Annotated in this window: 12 protein-coding genes; 8 read left to right on the top strand and 4 right to left on the bottom strand. The window is 71.3% G+C overall.

Annotation, left to right across the window (positions count from 1 at the left end):
- Nucleotides 1-201: 201 nt before the first annotated feature.
- Nucleotides 202-1,797: an asparagine synthase (glutamine-hydrolyzing) gene (gene asnB, locus ACIRJR_RS16890; protein WP_403780511.1), complete on the bottom strand. Its 1,596-nt coding sequence runs from the start codon at nt 1,795-1,797 to the stop codon at nt 202-204.
- A 79-nt stretch (nt 1,798-1,876) separates the two neighbouring features.
- Between asnB and ACIRJR_RS16895 the strand changes: the two genes are divergently transcribed.
- The 3 genes from ACIRJR_RS16895 (at nt 1,877) to ACIRJR_RS16905 (ending at nt 5,096) form a co-directional block, all read left to right on the top strand.
- Nucleotides 1,877-2,638, top strand: a complete 762-nt coding sequence (locus tag ACIRJR_RS16895; protein ID WP_403780514.1) for an IclR family transcriptional regulator — start codon at nt 1,877-1,879, stop codon at nt 2,636-2,638.
- 418 nt (nt 2,639-3,056) lie between these two features.
- Nucleotides 3,057-4,160, top strand: coding sequence for a peptidoglycan-binding protein (locus ACIRJR_RS16900; RefSeq protein WP_403780517.1), 1,104 nt, complete (start codon nt 3,057-3,059; stop codon nt 4,158-4,160).
- Between the two features lie 279 nt (nt 4,161-4,439).
- Complete coding sequence (locus ACIRJR_RS16905; protein WP_403780520.1) at nt 4,440-5,096, top strand: YceI family protein; 657 nt, start codon at nt 4,440-4,442, stop codon at nt 5,094-5,096.
- On the opposite strand, the gene ACIRJR_RS16910 is transcribed toward ACIRJR_RS16905, so the two are convergent.
- Nucleotides 5,088-6,098 carry a GlxA family transcriptional regulator gene (locus ACIRJR_RS16910; protein ID WP_403780523.1) on the bottom strand — a complete coding sequence of 337 codons (1,011 nt, stop codon included), beginning with the start codon at nt 6,096-6,098 and terminating at the stop codon, nt 5,088-5,090. The genes ACIRJR_RS16905 and ACIRJR_RS16910 overlap by 9 nt on opposite strands.
- A gap of 72 nt (nt 6,099-6,170) precedes the next feature.
- Here ACIRJR_RS16910 and ACIRJR_RS16915 point away from each other — a divergent pair, with 72 nt between their 5' ends.
- The gene (locus ACIRJR_RS16915) at nt 6,171-7,502 is read left to right on the top strand and encodes an MFS transporter (RefSeq protein ID WP_403780526.1); all 1,332 of its coding nucleotides are present in this window, start codon (nt 6,171-6,173) and stop codon (nt 7,500-7,502) included.
- A gap of 73 nt (nt 7,503-7,575) precedes the next feature.
- Complete coding sequence (locus tag ACIRJR_RS16920; protein WP_403780529.1) at nt 7,576-8,091, top strand: GNAT family N-acetyltransferase; 516 nt, start codon at nt 7,576-7,578, stop codon at nt 8,089-8,091.
- Nucleotides 8,092-8,122: 31 nt separating this feature from the next.
- Here the strand turns inward: ACIRJR_RS16920 and ACIRJR_RS16925 are convergent, their stop codons facing one another.
- Entirely contained in the window at nt 8,123-9,442 is a 1,320-nt protein-coding gene (locus tag ACIRJR_RS16925; RefSeq protein ID WP_403780532.1) for an aminotransferase class I/II-fold pyridoxal phosphate-dependent enzyme, read from the bottom strand.
- A gap of 47 nt (nt 9,443-9,489) precedes the next feature.
- Here ACIRJR_RS16925 and ACIRJR_RS16930 point away from each other — a divergent pair, with 47 nt between their 5' ends.
- From ACIRJR_RS16930 to ACIRJR_RS16940, 3 genes are all read left to right on the top strand, one after another.
- Entirely contained in the window at nt 9,490-10,833 is a 1,344-nt protein-coding gene (locus ACIRJR_RS16930; RefSeq protein ID WP_403780534.1) for an MFS transporter, read from the top strand.
- A gap of 180 nt (nt 10,834-11,013) precedes the next feature.
- Nucleotides 11,014-11,814 carry an SAM-dependent methyltransferase gene (locus ACIRJR_RS16935; protein ID WP_403780537.1) on the top strand — a complete coding sequence of 267 codons (801 nt, stop codon included), beginning with the start codon at nt 11,014-11,016 and terminating at the stop codon, nt 11,812-11,814.
- A gap of 426 nt (nt 11,815-12,240) precedes the next feature.
- Complete coding sequence (locus tag ACIRJR_RS16940) at nt 12,241-12,744, top strand: lamin tail domain-containing protein (RefSeq protein ID WP_403780540.1); 504 nt, start codon at nt 12,241-12,243, stop codon at nt 12,742-12,744.
- A gap of 223 nt (nt 12,745-12,967) precedes the next feature.
- Here ACIRJR_RS16940 and ACIRJR_RS16945 read toward each other — a convergent pair whose 3' ends face one another.
- Nucleotides 12,968-13,987 (bottom strand): alpha/beta fold hydrolase, encoded by a 1,020-nt coding sequence (locus ACIRJR_RS16945; protein ID WP_403780543.1) that lies wholly within the window; start codon nt 13,985-13,987, stop codon nt 12,968-12,970.
- Nucleotides 13,988-14,125 lie beyond the last annotated feature (138 nt).

Raw genomic sequence — 14,125 nt, forward strand, 5'->3', positions numbered from 1 at the left:
ATGAACCCTCAGCCGACGGCCGGGCCCCCGGGCAGCCCGGTCCTCCGGAGAGCCCGGTCCTGCGGGAAGCCCGGCGTGAGGCGTTCCGCTTGTGCGAGGCCGTTGAGCGTCCCGGCACGGCCGCCGTGCGTGCCGCACCCGGGCGGCGTCCTCGCACCCAGGCGCCCTCCGCCCGAGCATCCGACAGGTGCCGCAGGCCCCTCACACCGTCGCGAACCGGGTCAGCACCGCTTCCGGACGAATCCCCGGCAAGGCGGACCGGAAGGTGCGGTAGTAGCCGAGCTCCTCCTTGCTGCGCAGCTCAGGTGCACCGGCACCGGACGCGGCTGCCGCGAACTCCTCGTCCGTGATGCGGCCGTCCCACAGCGGGCTGAGGAGGCTCTCGGCGCCGCTGCCCGTGCCGAACTGCTCCTTGCGGCGCCACAGCAGATGATCCGGCAGCCTGCCGGTGAAGGCGCGGCGCAGGTGGCCCTTCTCCATGCCGTCGTCCTCCAGGCCCTTCATGTGCGCGGGCAGGGACATGGCGTGGGCCATGACCCCGTGGTCGAGGAAGGGCACGCGCGCCTCCAGGCCGTGGGCCATGGTCACCCGGTCGCAGCGCTGGAGGTTGAGGCCGTGCAGCGCGCCGACCGTACGCCGGAGTTCCGCGTCCAGGGCCTCGGGGGCGGCGTGTTGCTCGTGGTAGTAGCCGTAGCCGGCGAACAGCTCGTCCGCGCCTTCGCCGGTCAGCACGACCTTGACGTGCCGCGAGGCCAGTTCGGACAGGAACCAGTTGGGTACGGCGCTGCGGATGAGGCTGGCGTCGAAGGACTCCACACACGCGACCACCTCGTCCAGCACCCTGCGCGACGCCTCGGACTCCAGAACCGCCTCATGGTGCTCGGTGCCGAGGAAGGCCGCGGTCTCGCGGGCGGCGAGCAGGTCGGGTGAGTCCGCGGTGCCGACGGAGAAGGTCTTGAGCCTTCGTCCCTGACGGGCGTAGGCCTCGGCCGCGACGGCGGCGACGATGCCGGAGTCGAGACCGCCCGAGAGGAACACCCCGACCTCGACGTCCGCCATCAGGTGCCTGCGCACGGAGTCCGAGACGGACTCGAAGGTGGCCTTCTCGATCACCTGCTCCGGAACCGCGCTCCAGTCGGCCTCCGCGGCGTGGGAGGGCACCGGGTCGGCGAAGCGGTGGAGGCCGTCCTCGGGGGACCACCAGTGGCCGGGCGGGAAGATCTCGGCACGGGCCTGCGCCTCGGGCGTGAAGGCGCGCAGTTCCGAGGCGAAGTGCACAGCGGTGTCCGTACGTGCCCAGTAGAGGGGCTTGATGCCGACGGCGTCACGGGCGGCGACGAAACCGCCGCCGGGCGTGGCCGCACACAGGGCCCACATCCCCCGGAGCCTGTGCAGGCCCCGGGGGCCGTCGGTGCGCAGGACCGCCAGGGCGGCAGCGGAGTCGGAGGAGGAGCCGAAGGCGCTGGCGGGCATCTCGTCCCGCAGCTCCTGGTGGTTGTAGATCTCGCCGTTGCAGACGATCGACCAGTCGGCGTCACCGTGCGTACCACCCAGCGGTTGGTGTCCGCCGTCGAGGTCGACGATGGACAGGCGGCGGTGCCCGAGCCAGGTGTGGCCGCCGACCATGCGCGTCCCTCTGTCGTCGGGGCCACGGTGGGCCAGCCGGTCGAGCATCTCGTCGACCCCGGCAAAAGCCCCGGCGAACCCCCCGGCAGACCGTCCTGCCGACGCGCCTGCGCACTGGGTGTCGATGACGGTGTCCGCGTCGTGGCTGTGTACTGCTGCTATTCCGCACATGCCGACGACGGTAAGGGCGTTCCGTGCAAGGAACACAATCAGAGTTGCTGTATACGCACGCTCATGCATCATGGTGAGCATGACGAGCGAGAACCTGAGCAGCGTGCACCGGGCACTGGACGTGTTGCGCGCCCTCGGACAGGGCCCGATGGGCGTCCAGGAGGTGGCCACGGCGGTGGGCCGGGAGAAGTCGCAGGTGTCCCGGACCCTGAAGGTCCTGGCACAGGAGGGGTTCCTGGAACGGGATCCGCGCAGCCTGCGGTACCGCATCGGCTGGCAGCTGCTGGCACTGGCAGCCTCGGCGGGCGAGGACCGGCTGCACCGCGAGGCCCCGCCGGTGCTGCGCGAGCTGGTCCACCAGGTCGGGGAGCCCGCGTACCTCACGGTGCTCTCCGGGCACGGCGTGGTGACGGTGCTGACCGAGCGCACCTCCCGGACGCTCCAGGCCCACGAGTGGGTCGGCCGCACCTCTCCCCTGAACTGCACCTCCGCCGGACGCGCTCTGCTTTTCGGGCTCCCCGACGCGCAGGTCGAGGCGCTGCTGGTCACCCCTGAGGGCGAACTCCTGCCAGGCACGGACGCCGCACCGCGCGACGTGCCGGCACTTCTGGAGGTACTGCGCACGGAGCAGGCGCGCGGCTACGCGGTGGCCGACGAGGAGATGGAGCCCGGGCTGATCGCGGTCGCCGCCCCGGTCCACGACCACCGGGGCGATGTCGTCGCGGCGCTCAACGTCTCGGCGCCCGTGTTCCGGCTGCCGCCTGAGGCGGTACCGCAGGTGGCGCAGGCGGTCGTCACGGCTGCGCACGGACTGTCGGCCCGCCTCAACGGGGCGGGGTGACGTAGCTGCCTCCCGGGTGAAGGGGCGTCGGCCGGACCGCACCGGCACTCCGGCCGGGATGCCGCCCCCGGCGTCGCCCCCGGTCCGGCGGTCCGCCTGACCTGCCACCGCCAAGGACGGTCCTGAATGCCGGGGGCAATGGGCGACCACGGACGGAACAGCCCCCTGAAAGGGCTCTGATGACGGGCCCTCACCGTCAGGCATCGAGGCGTTCGGTGACACATCCCGAACATTGTCGAGGTCACGTCACCGACTGATCCAGCTTCCGCACGACACTGGGACCGGGGCGCAATCTTTGCCATTGTGATGACTCGACAGGGAGCCGCGAGCGGCACCTGACGAAGGATCGGCACATCAGGCAACTACGGTCGGACCAGTCGGTTCGACGTGTCACACCAAGGGAAACAACGGGGGAATCATGTCTGTTCGCAGTGGGCTCACACGCCGCACCCGGATCGCCATCATCGGCGTCGCCGCCGGGGGTGTCGCAGCTGCAATCATCGTCGTACCGTCGCTCGCCGACACCGACTCCTCGGGTCCGAAGACGGTCGCGTCCCAGAAGGAGGCCGCCTACGGGCCGGAGCCCGAGGCCGACAGCAAGCTCGTCACCCAGGCCGGCGAGTTCTCGACCATGGCCACGGCCGCGCTCTCGCCCGACACGATGATCAACCGGGCCCGCACGTGGCTCACGGCCAACAACGGCGGCCCGGTTCCTTACAGCATGGAGCGCACCTGGAAGGACGGCTACCGCCAGGACTGCTCCGGCTTCGTCTCCATGGCGCTCGGGCTGGGGAAGCCCGGCCTGAACACCGTCGGGCTCGCCGATTCCGGCAGCGGCGTCACCAAGCGGCTCAGCAGCGTGAGCCAGTTGAAGAAGGGTGACCTGCTGATCGACTACAGCACCAGCGACGGCGACTTCCGGCACGTGGTGATCTTCGAGAAGTGGGCGAACTCGGCGCACAGCGCCTACTGGGCCTACGAGCAGCGCGGTACCTACGGCACAACCCACCGGCAGCTCAAGTACGGGATCGGCAGCGACAACTACGACCCCTTCCGCCCGGTCAAGTTGGGCGGCGGATCCGGCGGGGGCGGGGGCGGGCAGACCCCTTCCCCGAGTGCCTCCTGGCCGGTCCTCAAGAGCGGTTCCAAGGGCGCGGACGTGCGGTCCGCCCAGCAGCTCCTGACCGCACAGGGCTACGCCCTCGACGCCGACAGCAGCTTCGGCCCGAAGACCCGCGCCGCGGTGATCCGTTTCCAGAAGGCCCGGTCACTGGCCGCTGACGGCGTCATCGGCCCGAACACCTGGTCCAAGCTGATCAAGACGGTGAAGTCCGGCTCCTCCGGTCAGGCGGTGAAGGCGGCACAGACCCAACTGAACGTCTACGGCTACGGCCTGGCGGTCGACGGCGGGTTCGGCACGAAGACGAAGTCGGCGACGGTCGCCTTCCAGAGGAACCACCACCTGGCGGTCGACGGCGTCATCGGCCCGAACACCTGGCGCGCCCTGCTCGGCAGCCGCTGAGGCGAAGCATCCACCGCGAGGAGAACGTGGCCGTGTAGGGCCTGGGTGCACAGGAGGGCCCCGCCGCGCGCCGAATCGGCACTGCGGCGGGGCCCGCCGCGACGGCGGGTGCCCCGGAGGTCCGTGCACAGCAGGTCGGTGTGTGCGGCGGACGCGGGCCACCGGCCCCACTCCCCACCACCACCGTCGGTACGTCACCCTGTGAAGGTCTGATCATGAATGTTCGGGTTCCTTGATCAGGCCTTGCAGACACGACTTACCTCAGAGTAACTAAGTTTCATGAACCTCTTCAGCCGCAGCTCCCTGCTCCGCCGCCCGGAGACCCGTCCGGAGGAGTCGGCCTCCGCCCCGGTGGCCGCAGGTACCGCGGTGCTGCCCGACGCCCGCCTGGCGGCCCTCACCGGGGAGTGGATGATCGACCCCGCACACAGCAGGATCGGCTTCTCCGTGCGGCATGCCATGGTGACGACCGTGCGCGGCGCGTTCCTGGAGTACGAGAGCCGCCTGTACTTCGACGGGCGCGACCCGGCACGCTCCCGCGCCGAGATCTCGCTGGCCACGGGGAGTGTCGACACCGGCGTGGAGCAGCGTGACGCGCACCTGGTCGGCCGCGACTTCCTGAACGCCGCGAAGCATCCGAGCATCACCTTCGTGAGCACCGCCGTGCAGCTCATCGGCAAGGACGTCTACCGCATGACCGGCAACCTCACGATCAGGGGCATCACCAACCCCGTGGTCCTGGACCTCACCTACATCGGTCACGTCACCGACCCGTTCGGCTACGAGCGTGTCGGGTTCGACGGGACTACCACCATCAACCGTTCCGACTGGGGCCTGACCTACAACGCCCGGCTGGCCGAGGGCGGCGCCATGGTGAGCGAGAGGCTCCGTCTGCAGTTCGACATCGCCGCCATCCGCACCCCCGGCTCAGTCTGACCCCACGTCAGCGGGGCCGCCGGCCGCACCCCGGAACGTGCGCCGGTAGGCGCGCGGCGACACCCCCAGCGCCGCGTGGAAGTGCTGGCGCAAAGCGGTACCGGTCCCGAAGCCGGAGTCGGCCGCGATCCGGTCCACCGGAAGATCGGTACCTTCCAGCAACTGCCTTGCCCTGTTGACCCGTTGCTGGGTGATCCACTGCATGGGCGTCAGTCCGGCCTCCTGCCGGAACCGCCGGTTGAACGTGCGCACGCTCATCGAGGCGTGGACCGCCAACTCGCCGAGCTTCAGGGGCCGGTGCAGGTTCGCCAGGGCGAACTCCCAGGCCGGCCCGGTCGAACACTGCTCGGGCGGGGTGACCGGGCGCTCGACGTACTGGGCCTGGCCGCCTTCCCTGTGCGGGGGCACGACGGTTCCGCGGGCGACCGTGTTGGCGACCTCCGCACCGTGGTCCGCGCGGATCATGTGGAGGCAGAGGTCGATGCCGGAGGCCACCCCCGCCGAGGTGAGGACTCCTCGGTCGTCGGTGTACAGCACGTCGGGGTCCACCTCGATCTCCGGGTAGAGCCTCCGGAACTCCTCGCACGACCTCCAGTGCGTCGTGGCCCTTCGTCCGGCCAGCAGTCCCGCCGCGGCGAGGACGAACGAGCCGGTGCAGATCGACGCCACCCGCGCACCCTCGGGGACCCGGGCCAGCGCCTCGGCCACGTCGGCGCCGATGCGCCCACGCTCCTGAGGCTCGTAGTCCTCCTGCGCCGCCGGCACGACGACGGTGTCCGCGCACTCCAGCGCCTCGGGCCCGACGGCCACGTTGAGGGTGAAGTCGGTGTCGGTCGGCACGACGCCCGGCTTCGGGGTGCAGGTGACGACCTCGTACAGGGGTTGCCCCGACGCCGAGACCGCCTGGCCGAAGAGCCGGTGCACGATGCCGAGCTCCATGGGCAGCAGCCCCGGCCGGACGAGGACGACCACCCGGTGCCCGGCCCCGCCATCCCTCGCCATGGCCAGATTCTTGCAGAAGCAGGCCATCTCGCCAGTGGCCGGGGTACCGGGGGCCCACAGACGATCGATGGCATGGACGTACATCTCGCACGGGCACGCGCCGGCCGACGGATCCACCGCGCCTGGTGGGTCGCGGGCGCCGCGCTCCTCGCCGTTGTCGTGGCAGGAGCCTTCTCGACCCTGCCCGGCCTGCTCACGGGGCCGCTGCACGAGGAGTTCGGCTGGTCCCGCGGATCGATCGGCCTCGCGGCCTCCGTGAACATGGTCCTCTACGGTCTCAGCGCGCCGTTCGCCGCCGCGCTCATGGACCGCTTCGGCCTGCGCCGTGTCGTGGTCGCCGCCCTCCTGGTCGTCGCTTCGGGAGCGGGACTCACCACCGTCATGGCCACGGCCTGGCAGTTCACTCTGTACTGGGGCCTGCTCGTCGGACTCGGCACCGGCGCCATGGCGACGGCCTTCGGCGCCACCGTGGCCCAGCGATGGTTCGTACACCGGCGCGGCCTGGTCACCGGCATCATCGCCTCCGGCAGCGTCTTCGGGCAGATGGTGTTCCTTCCGGTCCTCTCCTGGGTCGTGGACCACCACGGCTGGCGCCCGTCCCTCGTCAGCATGGTCCTCGCGGCCTGCGCCACGGCGCCGTTGATCTGGCTCGTGCTGCGGGACCACCCGGCCGACGTCGGCCGGGCGCCCTACGGTGCCGACCGGTACGTGGCGAAGCCGGTACCCGCCGACGGCACGGGGCGCAGGGCGGTGTCGGTCCTGCTCGCCACGGCGCGCACCGGCCCCTTGTGGCTGACCGCCGGTGCGTTCGCCATCTGCGGGGCCTCCACCAACGGCATCATGTGGACGCACTTCACCCCGGCCGCCCACGATCACGGCATGCCCGCCACCACCGCCTCGTCCCTGCTCGCGGCGGTCGGGGTCTTCAACGTGATCGGCACCGTCGTGTCCGGGTGGGCGACGGACCGCGGGGACCCCCGGCGCCTGCTCGCCGTGTTCTTCACTCTGCGAGGTCTGCTGCTGATGTGCCTGCCCCTGCTGATGAGCGCCACGGTGCGGCCGTCGATGGTCGTCTTCGTCGCGCTTTTCGGCCTGCTCGACCTCGCCACCGTCCCGCCGGTCGTCGCGCTGTGCCGAGAGTTCTACGGCGGCGACGGCGCGATCGTCTTCGGCTGGGTCGGCGCCGCCCACCAGGTCGGCGCCGCCCTGGCGGCGTACGGAGGGGGCGCCGCCCGGGACGCCTTCGGTACGTACGCTCCCGTCTGGCCGGCGCTGGGCGCCCTGTGCGCGGTGGCGGCGCTGTTGTCCCTCATGGCGCGGCGGCCCTCCCCTGCCGACGGGCCGGCGGGCCCACGGCCTGTCCAGCAGCGCCCGGGCGGCTCCCGGCTACCGGATGGGGCCTGAACTCCAGCCTGAACGCCTGGAAGCGTCGCACGACAATGCCCCCGGTGCCCGGGTGAGTTGACAGAATGCATGCATGATCGATGACCTTCCCTCCGGCCTGCGGGCCCGACACCTCGTCGAGGACGACCATCCCCGCGTGCTCTCCGTACTGGACGCTTGGTGGGGCGGACTGAAAGGGGAAGCGGGAGCGACGGAACGTGCGCTGCTGCTGCCCCGGCTGTACTTCCAGCACTTCACCACCACCAGCTTCCTGGTCGAGCGCGACGGTGGCGAGATCGCCGCCTTCCTGGTCGGCTTCCTGTCGCAGACAGAGCCTGACACCGCCTACGTGCACTTCGTCGGCGTCGACCCGGTGCTGCACGGGCAGGGAACGGGGCAAGCCCTCTACCGGTCCTTCTTCGCGCTCGCCCGGTCGCACGGCCGCCGCCACGTCCGCTGCATCACCAGCCCCGAGAACAGCGCCTCGCGGGCGTTCCACACGCGGCTCGGCTTCACGGCCTCCGCTGTGGTGCCGGACTACGACGGCCCCCGGCTCGACCGGGTGGTGTTCGCCATCGACCTGTCCGCGGACCCGGCGGCCACCCCCTAGCGGGCCGGCTCCCACCCTTGCCCGTCACGGTCTACCCGCCGTAGACCGCCTGTGACTCCGCGAGGACGTCCGCGAAGTCCTGTGCCAGACGCACGGCTTCGGCAGGAGTGAGGGTGGCCGTGGTGATGCGCACCGCGGGCGGGGAGGTGATGCGGAAGCGGGTACCCGCCGCGGTCCACCAGCCCCGGGTGCGCAGTCCGTTGACGACGGCCGACTCATCGCGGACCGGCACCCACACATTGAGTCCGCTGACCCCGTGGGACGGGATGCCGTGCCCTTCCAGCGCGGCGCCGAGGGCTTCGCGGCGAGTGGTGTAGGTGCGGGCCGCTTCGGCCACCAGGCCGGACACGGCGGGGTCGGTCAGCAGATCCGCGACCGTCGCCTGGAGGATGTGGCTGACCCATCCGGAAGTCAGCAGCATCCGTCCGTCGTGGCGCGCGAGGGTGGCGGGGTCGCAGGCGAGAGCCGCCCAGCGCAGATCGATCCCGAGGTGCTTGGACACCGTACGCACATGTGCCCAGCGGGGCAGGCCGCCGGACGCGAGGTTCACCGCTTCCGCGTCGGCGATCTCCGCGTTGTGGTCGTCCTCCACGACCAGCACATCAGGGAAGTCGCGTAGAACGGAGAGGAGTTGCTCCCGGCGACCGGGGGTGAACCGGGCGCCGCGCGGGCTCTGACCGCGCGGGCTGCACACCAGGGCGCGGGCTCCCGCGCGCAGTGCGGTGCGCAGCGGCTCCGGGCGGATTCCCTCGTCGTCGACCGCGACCGGCAGCATGCGAAGGCCCAACGCCGGTACCAGGTCGAGGAGATGGTGGAAGCCCGGATCCTCCACGGCCACGGCGTCCCCCGGCCTGAGCTCGGTGGACAGCAGCCTGGCGACGCAGTCCAGAGCACCGTGGGCGAACGTCACCGAGCCGGTCGCCACACCGTCGCGGGCGAACCAGGCGCGGGCGGCGTCCTCCAGCGGGGCGAGCCTCGGCGAGGCGCGGTGGGACCCCGGGACGGGCTCCACGTGGGCGGGCGGGGACAGGGCCGGGAGGCAGGCGGGATCGGGATGCCCTCCCGCCAGGTCACGCAGCCCGTCGGGCACCCGGGGGGGGCGTCGCGAGGTGACGGCCGGCGCGGACGCCACCACCGTGCCGCCACGCCCCAGGGTCACGACCACTCCACGGCCTCGGAGTTCCTTGTACGCCGCCGCGACGGTCCCGGCGCTCACGCCCAGCCCCTCGGCAAGCCGCCGCACAGGAGGCAGCGAGGTGCCCGGCTGCAACGCGCCGTCCGCCACGCGGCTTTCGACGGACGCCGAGATCTCTCTGGCCGTTCCACCCTTGATCCCATATTGTTCTGCCACAGAGATAAGTTTGTGCCAATACAAAATGTCTGTCAAGGGGGATCCAGATGGAACCGGCCCCGAGCCGCGTGCCGACCACCCGGCGCTTCACCGTCCCGGGAGGCCGCGACGGACGGCGGATGCTGGTCATCGCCGTCATCGACAAGGTGGGCACCGGCCTGTGGGCCGGAGCGGCGACGCTCTACTTCATCTACGCCGCCCATCTGTCGGTTACTCAGATCGGCGTGCTCATGGGCCTGTCCGGCGTCCTCGGCATCGCCGGGCCACCCCTGGCGGGACGGCTCGCCGACCGCTTCCCCGTGACCCGCATCCTCGTCGTGGCCCAACTCGCCCGGGGGGCCGCCCTTCTGGCCCTGCTGACGACCGACGACTACGCACTCCTGGTGTTGTTCTCGGCGCTGGGAGCGCTGCCGGACCGCGCGTCGAGCGTCCTGACCAAGCTGTTCGCCGCACGTGTCGCGGGGCCTGACCGCATCCGCTACCAGGCGATCCAGCGCACCGCCGTCAACACCGGCTGGGCCGTCGGCGCGGCCGGGGCGGCCGCCGCCCTCACCGTGGGCACCGTCACCTCCTACCAGGCGCTCCTGCTCGCCAACGTGGCTTCCTACGTCGTGATCGGGGTGCTGACCCTGCGGTGCGCGGAGCCTCCGGCTCCCAGCCGCGTCGTCGCCACGGCAGGCCCGTCCGCCGCCCGGACCGGGAAGGCGACTCCGTGGAGGGACCGCCACTACCTCGCGTTCACCGGCTCGGAGACGTTGCTGTTCCTGGACGACAGCATCCTCCAGGTCGGATTCCCCCTGTGGATCGCCCACGCGACCGACGCGCCGGTCGGGCTCGCGCCGCTGGTACTCGTCCTCAACAGCGTGCTGGTCATCGCACTCCAGGTGCCGCTCTCCCGCTTCGCGGAGACGAGCGCCGCCGCACGCCGCCTCCTCGTCCCGATCGGTGCCGCCTTCCTGGCGGGAGGGGTCGCGCTCGCCGCCTCGGCCGGTGGCGGCCCCTGGTTCGCCACCGCCGCCGTCCTCGTCGCGGCCGTCGCCTTCACGCTCGCCGAGATCCTGCACTCGCTGGCCTCCTGGGAGCTCTCCGTCGCTCTCGCGCCCGGTGAGGCACAGGGTGCCTATCTCGGCGTACACGGCCTGGCCCAGTCTGCGCAGCGCAGCCTCGGCCCGGTCGTCGTCGGAGCCGCCGTGAGCGCCGGCCCGTTGGCCTGGCCGGTGCTCGGCGCCACGTTGGTGGCGGCCTGCTTCGCTCAGCACCGGCTGGTCGGACGGTCCGCCGTACGGCCGGCACCTGCGACCGGGGACACCAGCGCACCGGAGGGACCGTCCGCCGTGGACTCCGGCCGGGCACCCACCGCAGCACCGCCACCGCCCGCACCCGGAAGCTGAGACCGGTCGGCCGCGGCCGTGCCGGACCACACCTCCGGCAATGACGAGAGCCCCGGCCGGGCACCGTGCGCACCACGTCGGCGCCGCCCCCGCTGACGGATGATGCGCGGCTGATCACCGGGGTACCGTGGCCGAACACGAGTCCGACCGGGCCGTATTGGCCGCACGAGGTGACGAACGATGAACGCATACCCGCTGCCCACGCCCCATCCCGCCAGCGCGCATCCCGCACGCGTCTACAACGTCTGGCTGGGGGGCAAGGACCACTACCCGGTGGATCAGGAGGCGGCAGAGCTCGCCGCACGGGCCAACCCGACCATCGTGCCGTCGGTCCGTGCCAACCGGGCCTTCCTCGGGCGCGCCGTACGCCACCTCGCGACGACCGGGATCCGCCAGTTCCTCGACATCGGCACGGGCATCCCCGCCGCCGAGAACACGCACGAGGTGGCCCAGCGGGCCGCTGCCGACGCACGCGTCGTGTACGTCGACAACGACCCGATCGTGCTCACCCACGCCCGGGCGCTGCTGGTCAGCGGCCCCGAGGGGCAGACCGACTACGTGCAGGCCGACGCGCGGGACGTGGACACGATTCTCGACGCCGCCTCACGCACCCTGGACCTGAGCCGGCCGGTGGGCCTGATGCTGGTGGCGATCCTGCAGTACATCAAGGACGCCGAGGACCCGTGGGACATCACGCGCCGCCTGCTCGACCGGCTCGCCCCCGGCAGCCATCTCGTCCTGTCCCATCCGGCCGCCGACGTCACCGCCCCCGAGGTCGCGGAGTCCATGCGGATCTACAACGAGCGTGCCGCCGCCCACGCTTCCGCGACTCCGCGCAGCCAGAAGGAGGTGGAGCGCTTCTTCGACGGCCTGGAGATCCTCGATCCGGGCGTCGTCACCCTGACGCGCTGGCGTCCCGGGCCGTCCGACGCTCCGGACGACTCCCTGCCCATGTGGTGCGCGGTCGGCCGTAAGGCCTGAGGAGGGCCCCTCGCCTTCCGCACACGACAGGGCGGCCGTTGGGGCCGGTCGCCGGTCGGGGCCGTCCGGTCGCGCGCATGCCGCCGGCGCGGACGGGTCTCGCGAGCGCCGGCCCAGGGGGTCACACGACTGGTGCCCTTCGAAGCGGTCGTGCCGGTGACGGAGGAACGGTCGCCCACCTCCCTGATTCCTTCAGGGGGCCACTCGAAGCAGGCCTCAGAGTCTCGACGGCGGACGTTCAGGGGGGACGTCGACGAGGGAGTGCGGGCCGCGAGCTCCCGGAGCAGGTGAAAGGCCGGGGGTTGCCTGCCGCAGGGAGTCGAGAACTGGCGTCAAACACATTTTCTACACCGATCATTCACCTGACGTTCACATTATTCGATAAGCTCCGGGCGCTCCATCCGCACCACTGAGGGGGGATTCCTCATGCACATCCGTCATGTCGTGACCGCAGCCGCGACCGCCGCTTCGGTCCTCGCGCTCGGCCTGGCCGTCGCCGCGCCGGCCCAGGCCGCCGAGTATTCCTCGGCCCTGAAGATCAGGGGCGTCCAGTACGACGCCCCGGGCAGCGACTCCAACAAGTGCTCGGGCGGCAACACCAAGAACGAGTACCTGACGATCAAGAACTTCTCACGCACGACGACCGTCAACCTCAAGGGTTACGTGGTCAAGGACGCCGTCGGCAACACGTTCACCTTCAAGGCGTCCCACACCCTGCAGCCCGGCGACTACATCAAGCTCCGCGGCGCGCGCGGCACCGATTCCGACGCCGGCAACGTCGTCTACCGCCAGAACTGCAACTTCATCTGGAACAACGACAAGGACACCGTCTACCTGTACAAGCCTTCCGGTGCCCGCGCCGACGTGCACTCCTACACCAAGACCGCCAATGACCGCGACGGCAACGGCTACATCACCTACCACGGATGATCGCCGGACGGACAGCGAAGCGAACCCGCTGAACACGCCGTCCGAACCTCAGCAGTCGGCCTGAGAGCGATGTCAGCGCTCAAGGCCTCGCGGCACTCGACGGTGCACGCCGGGATTCCGGACCGTGCACCGTCGACGGGGTGACCGTGTCGCCCCGGGCAGGAGCCGCGGCCCGCAGGAGGACGGCAGCCCCCGCCCCGGTGTGGCGGCACCGCGTGGCGGCTCACGTCGCGCTGCGCTCGCTGGCCTCCCGGAGGTCGCGGTCCACCGCCCGCTCGAACGCGGGGTCGGGCGCTTCGTCCGCACTGCCCGGACGGCCGGCACGGAGGAACTCGCGCCAGCGCTCCTGGCTCCAGCCGGCCGGGGCCGTCGTCCTCATGAAGTCCTCGACCAGGGCGCGGAAACGCACCGGGTCGGTGTGGAAGGGGAAGTGGCCGGCGCCCTCGAAGATCTCCAGGCGGCTGCCGGGCATGGCCGCGTGGGCGCCGTAGGCGTGGTCCACGGGCACGACGCTGTCGCGCGATCCCCAGAGCAGGAGCGTGGGCATGCCCTGCGTCAGATAGCAGCGGTCGAGCATCGTGACGACCTGGCCGCGCCAGTCGACCACCGCCCTCAGCGTACTGATGAAGGCGCTGCGGGAGGTGGCGTCGGGGAGGGCGTCCACCAGGTCGATCAGTTCGTCCGCGTCCTGGCCGAGGTCGGTGTCGAGCAACTTGATCAGCCGGGTGAAGAGGCCGACCTGGCTGCGCATACCGGGCAGGCGCAGTGCGGACAGCATCAGGTCGGCGCCGGGGAGGGACACCGCTCGCAGTACGGGGTTGACCTCACGTCCCACGCCGCCCGCGCTCACCAGGATCAGCCGGTCGGTGCGCTCGGGGTACTGGTAGGCGAACTGCATGGCCACACCGCCACCGAGCGAGTGGCCGACCAGGGTGGCGCGTTCGATGCCCAGGACTCCCAGCAGGTCGCGGATGCCGTTCGCGTAGGCGGCCACCGAGTAGTCGGCACGGGGCTTGTCCGAGTCGCCGTGCCCGAGGAGGTCCGGGGCGATCACGGTGTGGTGGCGGGCCAGCTCCGGGATGAGGTCCGCCCACGTCGCGGAGGAGTCGCCGATGCCGTGGATGAGCAGGATGGCAGGCCCCTCCCCCGCCATCCGGTAGGCCCGGCGATAGCCGTGGATGATCCGGTGGGACAGCTCCACACCGTGCTCGCCCTGTCGTCCGCGTACTGGTGCGCCGGCCACGGCACCGCCTCCGTCTGCTGCTCCGACGATTCCCGAGCGAGGGTAGGAAACTCCCGCGCCGAGCGGATTGCCGGGACGTTTCAGGCGGCGCCCGGGTGAGATCCCGGGCAGCCCGCCGCCCCGGCATTCGTAACACGG

It is taken from the genome of Streptomyces sp. NPDC102402, assembly GCF_044765765.1.
In the GTDB taxonomy this organism is placed as follows: domain Bacteria; phylum Actinomycetota; class Actinomycetes; order Streptomycetales; family Streptomycetaceae; genus Streptomyces.